At 44.9% G+C, this 16,656-nt stretch carries 16 protein-coding genes and 1 riboswitch; of the genes, 8 read left to right on the forward strand and 8 right to left on the reverse strand.

The genetic code is table 11. The features are described 5' to 3' along the window. Nucleotides 1–10: 10 nt before the first annotated feature. Nucleotides 11–1,108, reverse strand: a complete 1,098-nt coding sequence (locus BW716_RS05180; protein ID WP_083721464.1) for an Mrp/NBP35 family ATP-binding protein — start codon at nucleotides 1,106–1,108, stop codon at nucleotides 11–13. Nucleotides 1,109–1,275: 167 nt separating this feature from the next. Between BW716_RS05180 and BW716_RS05185 the strand changes: the two genes are divergently transcribed. Then, nucleotides 1,276–1,941 (forward strand): carboxypeptidase-like regulatory domain-containing protein, encoded by a 666-nt coding sequence (locus tag BW716_RS05185; RefSeq protein WP_083721465.1) that lies wholly within the window; start codon nucleotides 1,276–1,278, stop codon nucleotides 1,939–1,941. Nucleotides 1,942–2,299: 358 nt separating this feature from the next. Next, nucleotides 2,300–3,196: a 3-hydroxyacyl-CoA dehydrogenase family protein gene (locus tag BW716_RS05190; RefSeq protein ID WP_083721591.1), complete on the forward strand. Its 897-nt coding sequence runs from the start codon at nucleotides 2,300–2,302 to the stop codon at nucleotides 3,194–3,196. 222 nt (nucleotides 3,197–3,418) lie between these two features. On the opposite strand, the gene BW716_RS05195 is transcribed toward BW716_RS05190, so the two are convergent. Genes BW716_RS05195 through ribD form a run of 3 tightly spaced genes read right to left on the reverse strand, consistent with a single transcriptional unit; the run spans nucleotide 3,419 to nucleotide 6,365 of the window. After that, nucleotides 3,419–4,015, reverse strand: coding sequence for a YigZ family protein (locus BW716_RS05195; RefSeq protein WP_083721466.1), 597 nt, complete (start codon nucleotides 4,013–4,015; stop codon nucleotides 3,419–3,421). 9 nt (nucleotides 4,016–4,024) lie between these two features. Then, nucleotides 4,025–5,296 (reverse strand): hypothetical protein, encoded by a 1,272-nt coding sequence (locus BW716_RS05200; protein ID WP_083721467.1) that lies wholly within the window; start codon nucleotides 5,294–5,296, stop codon nucleotides 4,025–4,027. Nucleotide 5,297: 1 nt separating this feature from the next. Beyond that, nucleotides 5,298–6,365 (reverse strand): bifunctional diaminohydroxyphosphoribosylaminopyrimidine deaminase/5-amino-6-(5-phosphoribosylamino)uracil reductase RibD, encoded by a 1,068-nt coding sequence (gene ribD / locus BW716_RS05205; RefSeq protein WP_083721468.1) that lies wholly within the window; start codon nucleotides 6,363–6,365, stop codon nucleotides 5,298–5,300. Between the two features lie 208 nt (nucleotides 6,366–6,573). Here ribD and prmC point away from each other — a divergent pair, with 208 nt between their 5' ends. Beyond that, nucleotides 6,574–7,431, forward strand: coding sequence for a peptide chain release factor N(5)-glutamine methyltransferase (gene prmC / locus BW716_RS05210; protein WP_179091001.1), 858 nt, complete (start codon nucleotides 6,574–6,576; stop codon nucleotides 7,429–7,431). Between the two features lie 344 nt (nucleotides 7,432–7,775). Here the strand turns inward: prmC and BW716_RS05215 are convergent, their stop codons facing one another. From BW716_RS05215 to pepT, 3 genes are all read right to left on the reverse strand, one after another. Continuing rightward, nucleotides 7,776–8,192: a biopolymer transporter ExbD gene (locus BW716_RS05215; protein ID WP_083721470.1), complete on the reverse strand. Its 417-nt coding sequence runs from the start codon at nucleotides 8,190–8,192 to the stop codon at nucleotides 7,776–7,778. Nucleotides 8,193–8,200: 8 nt separating this feature from the next. After that, complete coding sequence (locus BW716_RS05220; protein ID WP_083721471.1) at nucleotides 8,201–8,917, reverse strand: MotA/TolQ/ExbB proton channel family protein; 717 nt, start codon at nucleotides 8,915–8,917, stop codon at nucleotides 8,201–8,203. A 249-nt stretch (nucleotides 8,918–9,166) separates the two neighbouring features. Continuing rightward, nucleotides 9,167–10,411 carry a peptidase T gene (gene pepT / locus BW716_RS05225; protein ID WP_083721472.1) on the reverse strand — a complete coding sequence of 415 codons (1,245 nt, stop codon included), beginning with the start codon at nucleotides 10,409–10,411 and terminating at the stop codon, nucleotides 9,167–9,169. A gap of 135 nt (nucleotides 10,412–10,546) precedes the next feature. Beyond that, nucleotides 10,547–10,684: riboswitch (cobalamin riboswitch) on the forward strand. A 21-nt stretch (nucleotides 10,685–10,705) separates the two neighbouring features. Here pepT and metE point away from each other — a divergent pair. From metE to BW716_RS05240, 3 genes are all read left to right on the forward strand, one after another. Continuing rightward, on the forward strand, nucleotides 10,706–13,105 hold the full coding sequence (metE, locus tag BW716_RS05230) for a 5-methyltetrahydropteroyltriglutamate--homocysteine S-methyltransferase (RefSeq protein WP_083721473.1): 2,400 nt from the start codon (nucleotides 10,706–10,708) through the stop codon (nucleotides 13,103–13,105). Between the two features lie 144 nt (nucleotides 13,106–13,249). Then, entirely contained in the window at nucleotides 13,250–13,465 is a 216-nt protein-coding gene (locus BW716_RS05235; RefSeq protein WP_083721474.1) for a cysteine-rich CWC family protein, read from the forward strand. Nucleotides 13,466–13,482: 17 nt separating this feature from the next. Further along, nucleotides 13,483–13,887 (forward strand): acyl-CoA thioesterase, encoded by a 405-nt coding sequence (locus BW716_RS05240; RefSeq protein ID WP_083721475.1) that lies wholly within the window; start codon nucleotides 13,483–13,485, stop codon nucleotides 13,885–13,887. A 54-nt stretch (nucleotides 13,888–13,941) separates the two neighbouring features. Here the strand turns inward: BW716_RS05240 and BW716_RS05245 are convergent, their stop codons facing one another. Continuing rightward, nucleotides 13,942–14,370, reverse strand: a complete 429-nt coding sequence (locus BW716_RS05245; protein ID WP_083721592.1) for a peptidylprolyl isomerase — start codon at nucleotides 14,368–14,370, stop codon at nucleotides 13,942–13,944. Nucleotides 14,371–14,503: 133 nt separating this feature from the next. Between BW716_RS05245 and BW716_RS05250 the strand changes: the two genes are divergently transcribed. Both BW716_RS05250 and fmt read left to right on the forward strand, forming a co-directional pair. Further along, nucleotides 14,504–15,667, forward strand: coding sequence for an exo-beta-N-acetylmuramidase NamZ domain-containing protein (locus BW716_RS05250; RefSeq protein ID WP_083721476.1), 1,164 nt, complete (start codon nucleotides 14,504–14,506; stop codon nucleotides 15,665–15,667). Beyond that, nucleotides 15,657–16,589 carry a methionyl-tRNA formyltransferase gene (fmt, locus tag BW716_RS05255; RefSeq protein ID WP_083721477.1) on the forward strand — a complete coding sequence of 311 codons (933 nt, stop codon included), beginning with the start codon at nucleotides 15,657–15,659 and terminating at the stop codon, nucleotides 16,587–16,589. Before BW716_RS05250 ends, fmt begins: the two co-directional genes overlap by 11 nt. Nucleotides 16,590–16,656: the final 67 nt, after the last annotated feature.

Below are 16,656 nucleotides of genomic sequence, written 5' to 3' on the forward strand. Positions count from 1 at the left end.
TATGATTTCTTTATACAAATACTTCTACAATTCTGGTAGGCGCTACATTCGCATTCCTCATCGCAATGCTTCTTGCCGCCATACTTGCAAAGCCCATAAACGCCAGCTTGGTCGCATCCTCTCCACCCAGCATAGCCGGTACTCCTTCATCTCCACCTTCACGAATACTCTGAACGATCGGGATCTGACCCAGGAATGGAATTTCCAGGTCTTCCGCCAAACGCTTACCGCCATCTTTACCAAATATGTAATATTTGTTATCAGGCAGCTCAGCAGGTGTGAAATAAGACATGTTCTCCACCAGACCAATGATCGGTACATTGATTTGTGGACCATTGAACATAGCAATACCTTTCTTCGCATCAGCCAGTGCCACATCCTGCGGAGTGGTTACTATCACAGCGCCTGTAACGGGTACGGTCTGTACCAGGGTCAGGTGAATATCGCCAGTGCCCGGAGGCATGTCAATTACCAGGTAATCCAGCTCATCCCAGTATACGTCGGTAATGAACTGCTTGAGGGCGCTGCTGGCCATTGGACCACGCCATACTACTGCCTGTTTCTCATCGATCAGTAAACCGATGGACATCAGTTTGATACCATGCTTCTCCAAAGGAACGATCATGCCTTTTCCATCCACATTCACCATCATAGGACGGTGACCACGAACCCCAAACATAATAGGTACTGAAGGTCCGTAAATATCTGCATCCATCAACCCTACTTTGGCACCGCCTTCAGACAGGGCGAGGGCCAGGTTGGCCGCTACAGTAGACTTACCTACGCCTCCCTTGCCGGAAGCTACTACGATGATGTTTTTCACACCAGGCAGCAGGCTCTTTCCATCCTTACGGTTGGAGTTTACGTTGGCAGTCATATTTACATGCACTTCAGCATCTTTGCTTACCAGGTGATGGACAGCATTGATACAGGCATTTCTGATCAGATCTTTCAATGGACAGGCAGGGGTAGTAAGCACAACAGTGAACGTCACTTTATTCCCATCTATCTCAATGTCTTTCACCATGTTAAGCGTTACCAGGTCCTTCCCCAGATCAGGCTCTTCCACATTGCTCAAAGCCTTTAAAATCTGTTCCGTAGTGATCATAAATAGTTGTTAATTTTAATTCGAGGCTGTAAAGTTAACCTAATTGCTAGTTACTTTGTCAGCGCTGTCATAGTTTTTGTCAATTGGTTCCGTTCATCCATCTATATGTACAGGAAAAACATTCCTATGGCTTATGTTTAATTCAAATCATTTATCTTAGAGGCGGCATGCATAAGAAGATTTCCTACATACTGTTTTCGCTTTTGTTTCTACCTTTTCTGCTGAAAGCACAGTTAACGCAGTTCAAAGATAGTATCATACAGATTTCCGGCATTACAATGACGGCAGATAGTTTAAGAGCCGTTCCAGCAGTGAGTATTCTCATAAAAGGACAAAACAGGGGTACCATCTCCAATCCGCAGGGGGTGTTTTCCATCGTGGCTTTTAAAGGTGATACGCTTATCTTTTCTGCAATTGGTTACAAGAGAAAAGAATTTAGAATTCCTACCACGCTGCCAGGTAATGCATATTCCCTGTTGCAGCTCATGGTAGATGATACGACTTACCTGCCGGTAACGATCATTAAACCTTATCCTTCGAGGGAAGAGTTTGAGAAGGCGTTTGTAAGTATGGATGTGCCGGATGACCAGTACGAACTGGCCAGGAAGAATACGGAAGAGGCGAAGATGAGGGCTATTTCAAGGTATGTGCCACCAGATGCGGCCGAGGCGACGAATATGTACTTTAACAGGCAGGCACAGAACCTCTATTATGCAGGACAGTTACCGCCACAGAATATTATGAACCCACTGGCATGGGCACAGTTTATACAGGCGTGGAAGCGAGGGGATTTCAAAAGTGGGAGTAATAAACAATACGGGTACGGATATTAGTATTTAAAAATATTGACAAAACCGGATCAATCGCAAAGTGGTTGATCCGGTTTTGTATTTGGGGGATGGGAGAACGGATGGGGATTGCTGATAGATGAATAGGTTTTGTATTTGGGGGATGGGAGAACGATTGGGGATTGCTGTGATAGATGAATAGGTTTTGTATTTGGGGAATGGGAGAACGATTGGGGATTGCTGTGATAGATGAATAGGTTTTGTATTTGCGTTTTGGACCCTGCGGCGCCGGAAGAAAACGATTTTGAGTTACTTTAGTTAGCCTTCGAAGTTGAAAGCAATTGAATTTTGAAATTTGAAGTTTCAATTTCATATTCACTTAAATTTGATGAAATTCAATTCCATGTTTTCATCAAAAAATATTGCCGTGATCGGCGCCGGCACCATGGGTAATGGCATCGCACACGTTTTCGCCCAAAACAATTTTACAGTTACCCTGATCGACGTATCCGCACCCGCATTAGAACGCGCCTTGCAAACCATCGAAAAAAACCTTGACAGACAGGTAGCAAAAGCAACTATTACAAATGAAATAAAGTCCGGTACTTTAGGCAATATTACCACCACTACAGACCTCGCCACCGGTGTACAAAACGCCGATCTGGTCGTGGAAGCCGCCACTGAAAACACTACATTGAAACTGAAAATATTTCAGGACCTGGATCAATATGCAAACCCCAATGCTATCCTCGCTACCAACACCTCTTCTATTTCCATCACGAAGATCGCTGCGGCTACCAAACGCCCCGGTAAGGTAATCGGCATGCACTTTATGAACCCCGTTCCTGTCATGAAACTGGTGGAAATTATCAATGGCTATGCGACAGAAAAAAATGTGACAGACACCATCGTTGCTCTCTCTTCTCAGTTAGGCAAAGTACCGTGTGTAGTCAATGACTATCCGGGTTTTATTGCCAATCGCATCTTAATGCCCATGATCAATGAAGCCATCAGTTCATTATACGAAGGGGTAGCAGGTGTTGCAGAAATTGATACCGTGATGAAACTGGGAATGGCACATCCGATGGGGCCATTGCAGTTAGCTGATTTTATCGGACTGGATGTATGTCTTTCTATTTTACGCGTATTGCAGGATGGATTTGGGAATCCAAAATATGCCCCTTGTCCGCTGCTGGTAAATATGGTGACGGCGGGTTATCTGGGGGTGAAAAGTGGAGAAGGATTTTATAAATATGAGAAAGGGAGTAAAGACCTGGTCGTGAGTGATCGCTTTAAATAAATTGGTTCAGGCATCAGTGGCTTTTAGTGTGCCGGCACCGGGAGCGTTTTTTATAAATCATTGTATGTTTCAAATAATCTCCCTACGTTTTAAATAAATCGCTTTATGTTTTAGATAAATTGTAAGTTCAAATGATAAGCGCAACAAATTAATAAAATCACGGGTTGCACTTATTGCTTGAATACAGTAATCACTTTATGTTTTAGATAAATAAAGAAGGCGCTAAGCCTTCTTTATTTCTAACCCATGAATATCTTTTAGCTTCAACATCGCCAACTCCTGCACGGCTTTCGGGATCCCGATATCCATACTGCAAAACAGCTGTAACTCCTGTCCATATACGGTACAGTTCTGTTGCTTCACCACCATCATAATATCGTTCAGAATAGTGTAGTCAAAACTGAGATGATACTTTACCTCTACATTTTTCTGCACCGCAGGAATCACCTGCAGTACCATTGAAGCAGACATCTTATAAGCATTGATCAGACCCGGTGCACCTAATAATGTACCGCCAAAGTAGCGGACCACCACCACCAGTGTATCAGTCAATCCCTTGCTGTCTATCTGCCCCAGAATAGGCTTTCCGGCTGTACCAGAAGGTTCACCGTCATCACTGGCGCGAAACTGTAATCCATCTGTACCCAGCCTGTAAGCAAAACAATGATGCGTCGCTTTGGGGTGTTCTTTTTTCACTTCCTGCAGGCATTCTTTCACCTGCTCCACCGACTTCACCGGCCATGCATAGGCCAGGAACTTACTGCCCCTGTCCTTAAATTCAGCCGTTGCTGATTTTTCTATAGTAAAATAAACTTCCATGCTTAGTTGTTAAGGGGTATAATTGATCACCAGCAGGTTGTTCTGCTTCAGATCCGTTTTTATGCGCACGTATTTCCTGATCTTACCTGCGGTGATCTTCATCACAGCTGTATTGGGAGGAATACTCCCCAAATTGTCTGCCAGTAATATCATCCGGTTCTCGCCGGGTTTGAGTGTAACTGATAATTTTTGTCTGCGTTTTAATACGGGGAACCCACTGACTATAAATTTATCATTCAGGCGAATGGAAATGCTGTCACCATCTTCGGCGGCATCATCCCACAATTCCAGTTCTACATCACCGGTGTTCACAGTGATCTGGTCCAGCAGGTTGTTACGCCTTTCCGTCACCCTGTTATCTACTGTGGGTAAGGGTTGCTGCGGCTTAGGTTTCCTGTATACCTGTGCTACCAGGAAGGTAGAATAGTAATTGGATTTGTCATGAAAATCATAAATAGCATCCACACTATCCGTCTTGATCCTGAAGGAACCTGTGTTTGGGGGGAGTCTGCCGAAATTGTCTGCAAAGAATCCCAATATGTTCATACCTGTATCAAGCTTTACCTGGAAGAGGGAGCCCCCGGGACTTACATACTGCTGGTTCAGCAATGTTTTACCATTGTGTGTAAAGGTCACGGTATCTTTGTCATCTACATCTTCGTCCCTGATAAAGACGGGGATGATGGAATCGTACACGGTCACTTTATCATATACGCCGAAATAAATGGTATCGCCTTCGGGATGAATCATGCGGTTGGTATCCGGACTTTTCCAGGGGATGTTATCTTTCTTTTTTAATAAGATTGGTTTCTTCGATAGCAGTTCCCGCAGGTAATCCTTCATCATGCCATAGATTTCATCGTCATGATAAAACCCCTGCATATACAACTCGAAAGAGTTGATCCACATGCGTTCAATAGAAATGCCATTGGGTTTAAAATCCAGTGTACCATTGAGGTACAGCATCCAGGCGCCGATTTTGAATGGCGTTTCAGAGAGGGGGTATTTATTTCTGCCAATGCCGAGTTCGTGGTCGTTCTTTTTACATAACAACACTTCGTAGGAACCGGAAAAGGAGCCGTAATCAATCTTGAGGAGGGCCGGATACAGCATTTTGTTGGAAGGTTCGCTGATCTGCCATTCCATGCTGATGGTTTTGGAGCTGCCAGTGGGGGTGTAATCCATATGCCAGGTACCGGTCCATTTATCACCCTGGCCTACTGCCTGAAGTGAGTAAAGAATGAATATCCATATGCATATAGGTGCCCTGAATTTGTACATGTTATTGTTCCCTGTGGTAAATAAAAATATGATCGCCCAGTAGCGGGGTTTCAGAAGTTAGCTTTGCATGCTTTAACAGCGGTGCCGGAAGTCCTGCTGGCAATGTGATGGATCCTCTGATTATCCTTGCCTCATCCCACAATCCGGCTTCGATAAAGCTATTCAGAGTGGCGGCGCCGCCTTCTACCAGAACACTGAGCACCCGGCGCTCGTGCAGTTCGTGCATCAGCTGTGGGAGGCTGTCGCCGCTGAAGGCGACGGTCTCCTGACTACCATCGTTCAATTGATCAGCTTCAGGTAACCTGTGGTTTTGACTGTCTCCGCTGAAAAAGAAAGTCTCCTGACTACCATCGTACAGATGATGAGTATTAGGTACCCTGTGGTGGGGGTCTATCACAATGCGCAAAGGATCATTGCCTGTCCAGAGACGGTTATTGAGCCGGGGATTATCCATTACGGCAGTACGGCTGCCGACCAGAATACCTGCCTCCTCACTCCGCCAGCGGTGTACCAGTCTGTCGGAGTAGTGATTGGAGATACGAACAGGATGTCCGTCTTCAGTACCCATATACCCTGCCTGGCACTGGGCCCATTTTAATATTATATAGGGGCGTTGTTGCTCATGAAATGTAAAAAAGCGGCTGTTCAGTGCCCTGCATTCGGCTTCCAGGATACCTGTCCGCACGGTGACACCTGCATTTTGGAGGATGCTGATCCCTTTTCCGGCTACGGCGCTGAAGGTATCAATACAGCCAATGACCACTTCCCGGATCTTTTCTGTGACGATCAGGTTGGCACAGGGAGGTGTTTTGCCATAGTGAGCACAGGGTTCCAGGCTCACGTACATGGTGGCTGCAGGAATCAGGTGCCGGTTCCCATCTTTTACAGAATTGACACAATTCACCTCGGCATGCGCCTGCCCGTATATCCTGTGGTATCCCTCTCCTATTATCCTGCCTTCGTGCACCAACACCGCTCCCACCATAGGGTTCGGTGCTACATGCCCTGCTCCAAGGGTAGCCAGCTGAATGCAACGGGACATGAAAAATTCATCTGTAAGGCGGTTCATGACAGTATTTGTATCTTTACTTTACCTGCAAAGGTATCTCCCTGGATTTCAGGAATTATATCCTTGTCAGTGTTTGTATCTTTACTTTTACCTGCAAAAATATCACCCTGCATTTCAGGAATTACATCCTTGTCAGTGTTTGTATCTTTACTTTTGCCTGCAAAAATATCGTTTACGCAGGGAATTTCCCTTTTTTATACCAGAGCTTATGACCATTCAGGCCGCATTTGTACAGATCATCTCCGCGCTAACCCCCATCCATGGCGATCGGGAAGCTGCCAGTATCGCTCATATTTTAATGGAGCATATTACCGGTCTTGGCAGAATGGATAGGATCGTCTATAAAGATAAAGAACTTACTGAGGATCAGGAGGTTCAATTACCTATTGCACTGGAAGCCATGTTGAGAAATGAACCGGTGCAGTATGTGACGGGAACAGCTTGGTTTTATGGGATGGAATTGAAGGTAACACCGGATGTGTTGATACCAAGACCGGAAACGGAGGAATTGGCAGAGTGGATTATTGAGGATGTGCGAAAGGCGGGCACGCAACCAGGAATATTGGATATTGGTACGGGGAGTGGGGCGATACCGCTGGCGATTAAAAAAAATCTGCCTTTGGCTACTGTTAGCGCTATTGATATAAGTTCGGGGGCATTGAAGATCGCGATAGAAAATGCGAATAAACTATCACTGGCAATTAATTTTTCACTGGTGGACGTATTAGATGCCAATGCAACTGCGGCTTTGCCTTCTTATGATATTATTGTAAGTAATCCTCCTTATATCTGTGAACATGAGAGCGCAGGTATGCAGGAGCAGGTGGTGAGCTATGAGCCGAATATTGCACTGTTTGTACCTGATAATGATCCTCTTCGTTTTTATCGCAGAATAGGTCAGTTGGGGCAGGAGAAGTTATCTGCAGGTGGTGGGTTGTATTTTGAGATTAATGAGGCGTATGGGAAGGAAACGGTGAGTTTGCTGGAGGAGCAGGGGTATGTCAATGTGGTATTGAAACAGGATCTTTATGGAAAGGATAGGATGGTGAAGGCAACTAAATTTTAACATTACAGGGTAATAAACACTGGTATGCCAGGTTACTAAATTTTAACATTACAAATATTAAACCTGGGTAGCAATGTCGGGTCTTTATAGCAGCAGTCTATAACCTGCATGCGAGCTAACTTCTTTATTATTACTTCTCAATTGGCAAAAAGAACGGCTCCGGAACTTAAGTGGTCCGGAGCCGTTTGAATTTCGTATTGGTATAGTCGTTAGCACTATCTGGTAGAGTTGACCTTTGGACTTACAGTCATCAGATCTGGTTGTAAAAGTCGATCGTAAGACTTGCTTTAGTCGTTAGAGCTATCTGGTATTGATGATCATAAGAATTGCCATAGCCGTCAACCCTATTTAGTTTCAGGCGGTTTAGTAGTTGCCAATACAACCTTGGCACCTATTTCGCGCGCAATCTCCATAATAGACACCACATCCTCTACCGGAACTGACTTTTCTGCATTCACCACGATGGTAGGATCTACTTCCTTGGAATCACGGGCAATAGATGCGGCAAGCATCTGCTTCAGACTTCCAAAAGCTACCTTGTTGGTACCTACAAAGAATTCTCTTTTATCGTTGATGCTGACAACCACAGTCTGTTTAGACTTGGTATTGCTCTTTGCCTTTGGCAAAGTCAGCTTGATTACATTCGGATTGGCCAGCGTGGATACGATCAGGAAGAAGAGCAGCAGAATGAACAAGATGTCATTCAGCGCCCCGCTGTGCATCTCCACGTGATTTTTATTTCTTCTGTTGCGTAAGTTCATAAGCTTGATTATCTGGTTGGCTCCTGTAAAATATCGATAAACTCAGCAGAAGCAGCTTCCATCTTATTGATAGTCTTGTCTATCTGTGCGTTCAGGAAACTGTAGCCGATATAAGCCACCAGACCGATAATCAGACCAGATGCAGAAGTGATCATCTTCACATAGATACCACCGGCAATGGTGCCCAGTGTGATATCGGAAGTGATAGAGATATTGAAGAAGGTCTGAATCATACCAGCGATGGTACCCAGGAATCCGAACATAGGTGCGATACCGGAAATAATGGAGAGAATCACGAGGTTCTTTTCCATTTTATAAATTTCCAGTTTACCTACATTCTCCATGGATTTCTCGATGCTCTCAATAGGCTTACCTATGCGCTGTATGCCTTTGTCGATCATACGGGCAATAGGACTGTTGGTGTTCTTTGACAAAGAACGGGCAGCCTGGATGTTGCCATTGGAGATATGATCACGGATCATTGGCATGAAGTTATCTTCCAGTTTACCTGCTTTGGAGATGGTGAGATACCTTTCTACAAAGGAGAAAACAGCGATAACAGAGAGGATCCCGAGAGGGATCATGAGAATACCACCCTTTGCCAGCAGGTCTAATAAGCTGATATGCTGATCGGCAGCGGCGACGGTACTTGCGCCGGCAGCCACTGTATCGGGCTTAGGCGATAATAAGGAATCCTGGAGTAATGTTACTAATCCTAAGAGCATGAATAAAAATTTAACCTTGCAAAAGTATTACATCAAATGCAACAAGCAGGGAAAGATACCAATATTATGTAAACATTTAACGTATATGTCCCTAAAATATTATCCCCATGCATCATAAGTGGATGATGCACTTCCTCTTGCAGCCATTTCTATGCCAGATGTGAATCAGGTGCTTTTTCGTGCACCAGATGTGGTCAGGTGTTTTACTATAGCTGAATTGAGACACCCCTCTTTTCTCCCACACCTGCATCAGCTCTTCTCCTCCCAAACCTGCGCCAAATGCACGATCGTCTGCACCGCCTTTTGCATATCCTGTATGCTCACATATTCATACTTACTGTGCAGCGCCATCTCACCTGTAAAGATATTAGGACATGGCAACCCCATAAAAGAAAGACGGGAACCATCTGTACCCCCACGGATAATCATTTTCAATGGCTCCACTCCTGCCCTGCGAATCGCTTCTTCCGCATAATCAGTGACCTGCGGATGCAGGTTCAGCACCTCTTTCATATTGCGATACTGCTCTGTAACAGTGAGTTTCGCACTGGCAGTCGGATATTTTGGCATCACGGCATCCAGTATATTCTGCAGGAAAGCCGCATGGTCTTTTAGTTTAGCAGTGACGAAGTCACGAAGAATGAAATCAATTTCTGCATGTTCTACGATACCACTCACTCTCACTGGGTGAATAAACCCCTGACGATCTTCGGTGGTTTCAGGAGAAAGGCTGTCTTTGGGCAGTGCGTCTACGATTTCCGAAGCTATCTTGATGGCGCTCACCAATTTATCCTTTGCTGTGCCCGGGTGTACACTCACCCCTTCGATCACAATTTTGGCCGCATCGGCACTGAAGCTCTCGTCTTCCAGTGAACCCAGTTCGCCGCCATCGAGGGTGTAACCAAAGCTGGCGCCGAGCTTAGACATATCCAGTTTTTCTACGCCACGACCTACTTCTTCATCTGGTGTGAAGAGGATGCGGATGGTGCCATGTTTGATTTCAGGGTGCGCCATCAGGTAATGAGCGGCATCCATGATTTCGGCTATACCAGCTTTGTCGTCGGCACCCAACAGGGTATTGCCGGCGGCGGTGATGATGTCGTCGCCTATTTTGGAGGCGAGGTATGGATGAAGGGCGGTTTTGATGATGGTATTATCTTCAGGCAGTTCAATGTCGTTGCCATCGTAATGCATGTGGATGATGGGTTTTACACCTGTACCACTACAGTCACTGCTGGTGTCCATGTGGGAGCAGAAGCAGATCACAGGCACCTCTTTGGTAGTGTTAGAAGGAATGGTGGCGAATACATAACCATGTTCATCCATCTCAGCATCGGTGATGCCTATTTCGTGCAGTTCCTGGATGAGCAGGCGACCAAGGTCTTTTTGTTTTTCTGTGGAAGGAAAACTTTTGCTCAGTGGATCGGACTGTGTGTCTATCTGGACATAGCGCAGGAAGCGCTCAGTAACGGTGTATTTGTAATTAGTGAACATAGTGCAAACGTAAGAAATACTAGTAAAAGTAAAATTTACTATTTATTACTGACAATTATTATAAAAACAGCACATATGAATAGTTTTATTTCATTAAACAGAACAATACACCAAATATTACAACTTAAATAGTTCATTTTATCTTTCTTCATAGGTTTGTGTAGAAATTTGTGCTGCGGTATGGAACCGTGTGCAAATCACGGGCTGACGCGCAACTGTAAATGACGTATGCTGTCATGAAGCCAGATACTTGTCGCAGGCAGATATTTTTTCACCTTATTAAATAATGTAAGTATGCAAACGAATGTTCCCGGCTATCCGCGAATTGGTAGCAACAGAGAATTGAAGAAAGCAAACGAAGCGTATTGGGCAGGCAGGATCTCTTTGGAGAAGTTGCAGATGACTGCCAGACAGCTTCGCCGTCAGAATTGGGAAACCCTGCGTGATGCCGGGATTGATCTGATTCCTTCGAATGACTTTTCTTATTATGACCAGGTGCTGGATATGTGTTTGATGACGAATACGATTCCTGCCAGGTTCCTGGCATTGCAGGCTACACAGGTGTCGGCGAGTAGTCCTGAGTTGTATTTTGGTATGGCGCGTGGGTACCAGAAAAATGGGTTTGACCTGACGGCGTTGGAAATGACGAAGTGGTTTGATACGAACTATCATTATCTCGTACCTGAGTTTGATGGTACACAACAATTTGCTTTAACTTATAATAAAGCGCTGGAAGAATTTGAAGAAGCAAAGGCATTGGGGATACATACCAAACCTGTGCTCATTGGGCCTGTGAGCTTTTTGCTGTTGGGTAAGATCAAAGATGAAAAATTGCAGGTAGCTGATTTACTGGATAAATTATTGCCTGTATATATATCCCTGTTACAGTCTTTGGAAAATGCAGGAGCTACCTGGATCCAGATAGATGAACCTACGCTGGTGCTGGATCTGACACCACAGGAGCAATCAATGTTTTCATATGCTTATAGTAAGATTGCAGCCGTCCTTTCATCCGTTAAATTGTTGTTGACTACATATTTTGGTAGCCTGCAGGATAATACTGCGTTGACTTTGAAACTACCGGTAAATGCATTGCATATTGATCTGGTGCGTGCACCGGAACAATTAGAAGTTATTTTGGAGCATGCGCCCAAACACCTGCAACTGTCATTGGGTGTAGTGAATGGAAGGAATATCTGGAAGAATAATTATGAGAATAGTCTGGCATTAATTAAGAGAGCGATTGCCGTATTGGGTGAAGAGAGAGTAATGATTGGTAGTTCCTGTTCATTGCTGCATTCGCCATATGATCTGGATCTGGAAGAGCTGACACCACAATTGAAAAACTGGATGGCGTTTGCAAAGCAGAAGGTGTATGAGTTGGTGGATATCAGGAAAATTCTGGATGGGGAGGATGCGATTAAGGATGGAGATAAAGGGATTCGGACTGGTGAGCATGTGACTCTGGATGGCATTCATGCGATTCGAAATAGTGATCATACGACCCTGGATGGTATTCATGCGATTCTCGCAGCCAATAAAGCTGCTATGGAGGAAAGAGCCACGGCAGACATCATTCACAAACCAGCTGTAAAAGCCCGTCTGGCAGCATTGACAGTTAACGACGCCAATCGTAAAAGTGAGTTTACCATTCGTCAGCAGGCACAGGAAGCAGTGCTGAAATTGCCTTTATTCCCTACTACTACCATCGGTTCATTTCCACAGACAGAAGATATCCGTAAGCTGCGTGCAGATGTAAAGAAAGGAGCGATCACACAGGATGATTATGATATAGCAATTCGTAAAGCGATTGGTGAATCCGTGCATTTACAGGAACGTTTGCAATTGGATGTATTGGTGCATGGTGAGTTTGAGCGGAATGACATGGTGGAATATTTTGGTGAACAACTGGAAGGATTTGTATTTACAAAGAATGGTTGGGTGCAAAGTTATGGTTCACGATGTGTAAAGCCACCTATCATTTATGGTGATGTATCCCGTCCTGTACCAATGACAGTCGCATGGAGCAGTTATGCACAATCGCTGACAAGACAACCAATGAAAGGTATGCTGACAGGGCCTGTGACAATATTGCAATGGTCATTTGTGAGAGATGATCAACCTCGTGCAGATACCACTTTACAAATTGCACTTGCCATCAGAGATGAGGTAAATGACCTGGAAAAAGCGGGTATCCGGGTGATACAGGTAGATGAACCTGCTATCAGGGAAGGATTACCACTGCGTCGTGCAGATTGGGGAGCGTATTTGGACTGGGCCGTAAAAGCCTTTAGGGTAGCGGTTTCTGGCGTGGAAGATGCGACGCAGATCCATACGCATATGTGCTATTCTGAGTTCAATGATATCATTGATAGTATTGCAGCAATGGATGCAGATGTGATTACGATTGAAACAAGTCGTTCACAAATGGAATTGTTAGAAGTATTTTCCACATTCAGGTATCCTTATGAAATAGGCCCTGGTGTATATGATATTCATTCACCAAGAGTACCCACTATAGCGGAAATGACGGCATTACTTGAAAAAGCAGCGCAGCTGCTGCCCGCAAGAAATATATGGGTGAATCCTGATTGCGGATTGAAAACAAGGAAGTGGCCGGAGACGGAACAAGCTTTGAGGAATATGGTGAGTGCTGCGCAGCAGATGAGGGTCGCTATTAAACAGCCGATTTGATTGAGTTACTTATTTGATCGGGTTACTTCACTGAGCAGCATTACGGAACAGCGAAGCTGTTTCGTAATGCTGCTATGCGTTTGTCTGGAATGCTTGCTGATCAAGCATTCCAGACAAACGCTATATTTTTCGTACCTTTAAGCTATGGCAGAACATGAAACCGTCAGCTGTCCACGCTGTAACAAAACATTCGAATGCCGGGTCGGCTCTATTCTTCGCTGCCAATGCCAGGAGGTTACGCTTAATGAAGAAGAACGAATCTTCATCGCTACCCAATATTCAGGTTGCCTTTGCGCCGCTTGCATGGAAGAGATGAAAACGAAATACAAAGAGGAACAATTAAAAAGGAACAATTTTTAAAGCGATAAATCAACATTATGGCCTACGAAGCGCAAATAGCCAATTCCGTCACCCGCATTTTCAAAGCGGTGTTTCCAAACACAGTGAACCACTACGATACGTTATTCGGCGGCACCGCCATGCAACTCATGGACGAAGTCGCCTTCATTACCGCCACCCGCTTCAGCAGAATGCGCATGGTAACCGTTTCCAGTGACAAAATTGATTTTAAAAAAGCCATCCCACATGGCACCATTATAGAACTCGTCGGTGAAGTCGTTCATGTAGGCAAAACAAGCCTGAAAGTGGAGGTGAATATTTACGTGGAACAGATGTACACTACACACAGAGAAAAGGCCATATCCGGCTCCTTTACCTTTGTAGCCATCGACGACGAGAAGCGACCTATACAAATCGAAATAATGGAAGAAGAAAACGTATAAAAAGAAAAAGGGTGTTTGCCATAAAGCAAACACCCTTTTGTCTTATATCCTTGATTATACGATCTCTACAAGTTCAATATCAAAGACCAATGGCTCACCAGCCAGCGGATGATTCGCATCCAAAGTGATAAATTCGCTGCTGATAGCAGTTACCTTCACAGGAAACACCTGACCCTGTGGATTGCTCATCTGCAGTTCCATACCTACCTGAGGATTCAGATCTTCCGGAATATTCTGCTTAGGGAAATCCATGATCAATTCGTCGTTTTTAGGGCCATAAGCCTCTTCAACGGGAATATTTAGGGTTTTCTTATCACCTGGTATCATATCCACCACACCACTGTCGAAGCCTTTAATAACCATACCGGCGCCAACCTGAAATTCCAGCGGGTCTCTGCCTTCGGAGGAATCAAATGTAGTTCCGTCGGTCAGACGGCCATGATAATGCACACGCACCGTATCTCCGTTTTTAACTGCTTGCATAAAATAAATTGTTATGTGTTTAGGAATTTTATTACCTGCAAGGTAAGAAAAATGATTAAAGTGCCAAGTGGTTAGGTGCATTCTGTCTGCATTATAGGAAATTAAGCCTGTAAATTTTACTATTTTTGATCCTATGTATAAATTCCTCCTCTCCTTCATTATTTCGGCCTCTTTCCTGCTGCCGGCAAAGGCACAGGTCATTACCGGGGCAGACCGGACAGCAGAGTATCTTCCGCTGCTCAAAGGCAAAAGAGTCGCTCTCCTGGTCAATCAGACAGCCACGATTGGCAATACGCACCTCGTAGATTCATTGTTAAAACTAAAGGTGAATATCATAAAGATCTTCAGCCCCGAACATGGCTTCCGAGGCAAGGCTGACGCCGGCGAAAAAGTAGGCAACAGCAAAGACGCCGCCACCGGTCTCACCATTGTATCGCTCTATGGCAAACATAGAAAAGCTGATGCCAATGATCTGAAAGATGTAGACATCCTCATCTTTGATATTCAGGATGTAGGCACCCGCTTCTATACTTACATCTCTTCTTTACAGGAACTGATGGAATCTGCTGGTGAAAATAATAAACCACTCATTGTTCTGGACCGGCCAAATCCAAATGGTCATTATGTAGATGGCCCTGTTCTGGATACGGCGCTTCGTTCTTTTGTTGGTATGCAACCCATTCCTATCGTACATGGCCTCACTGTGGGTGAATATGCGAAACTACTGAATGGTGAGAAATGGCTGAAGAACGGCGTGCAATGTAAACTCACTGTGATCACCTGCAAAAAGTATGATCACCATACCTACTACGAACTGCCCGTGAAACCCTCTCCCAATCTGCCTAATATGGCAGCTATCTATCTCTATCCAAGTATGTGCCTCTTTGAAGGTACTGCTCTGAGTCTGGGCAGAGGTACGGACCTGCCTTTCCAGGTGTTTGGTAGTCCTGAGTTTCCTAAGAACCTGTACTCATTTACGCCACATAGCACTGAAGGGGCGAAAGAACCTCCGCTGAAGGATGTAACTTGCTATGGTTACAACCTGACGGGTACATCAGCAGAAAGTAGAGCGAAGATGAACAACCAGGTACAACTGAAATGGCTCATTCAGGCTTATCAATTGTTCCCAAATAAGGATAAATTTTTTATCAGTAGTTTCAACAGGTTAGCAGGGAATACTACCTTGCAGCAGCAAATCAAACAAGGATTGAGCGAGGCTGCTATTCGTCAGAGCTGGGAACCGGCTTTGAGTCATTTTAAAACTATCAGGAAGAAATATTTACTATATGCAGAGTGATTCTCTTAGGATCGTATTTATGGGTACACCAGATTTTGCAGTGGCGTCTCTGGATATACTGGTACAGAACGGATTTAATGTGGTGGGAGTGATTACGGCACCGGATAAGCCGGCGGGCCGTGGATTACAGCTGCAGGAGAGTGCGGTGAAGAAGTATGCGGTGAGTAAAGGATTGCATGTAATGCAGCCGGAGAAGTTGAAGAATCCGGAATTTCTGGAAGAGTTGAGGGGGTTGAAAGCAGACCTGCAGGTGGTGGTAGCGTTTCGGATGCTGCCGGTAGTAGTGTGGGATATGCCGAAATTAGGGACGATCAATGTGCATGGGTCTTTGTTGCCGAATTATAGAGGGGCGGCGCCGATTAACTGGGCGATTATTAATGGGGAGAAGGAGTCGGGCGTGACGACGTTTAAGTTGCAGCATGAGATTGATACGGGAGATGTGATGTTTAGTCAGGCGGTGGCAATAAGAGAGGATGAAACAGCAGGGGAATTGCATGATGCGTTGATGGCGACAGGGGCTGAGTTGTTGCTGAAAACGGTGACGGCTATTGCGAAAGGGGATGTGCATGAGGTGCCGCAGGCCGATATTAAGGCGGAAGATATTAAGCATGCGCCGAAGATATTTAAGGAGGATTGTCAGGTTAAGTGGGAGGCTTCTATTGATCATATTTATAACCTTGTTAGAGGATTGAGTCCTTATCCTACTGCATGGGCGACTTTGCAGGGGAAGAGTGTGAAGATTTTTAAAGCGACGAAAGAGAAGGCGGTTCCTTCAGTAGCTCCCGGTGAGTTTGTGACGGATGGGAAGAGCTATTTAAAAATAGCAGCGAGTGATGGGTATTTGAATCTGGTGGAGATACAACTGGAGGGGAAAAAGCGGATGGATATAGAGGCGTTCTTACGTGGGTTCAGAGCGAATTGATAAGTGAATTAATAGGCAAATTAATAGGCAAAAAAAGGCCTTCATCTTCGATGAAGGCCTTTTTTTG

The organism is [Flexibacter] sp. ATCC 35208 (assembly GCF_001975825.1).
Taxonomy (GTDB): domain Bacteria; phylum Bacteroidota; class Bacteroidia; order Chitinophagales; family Chitinophagaceae; genus Chitinophaga.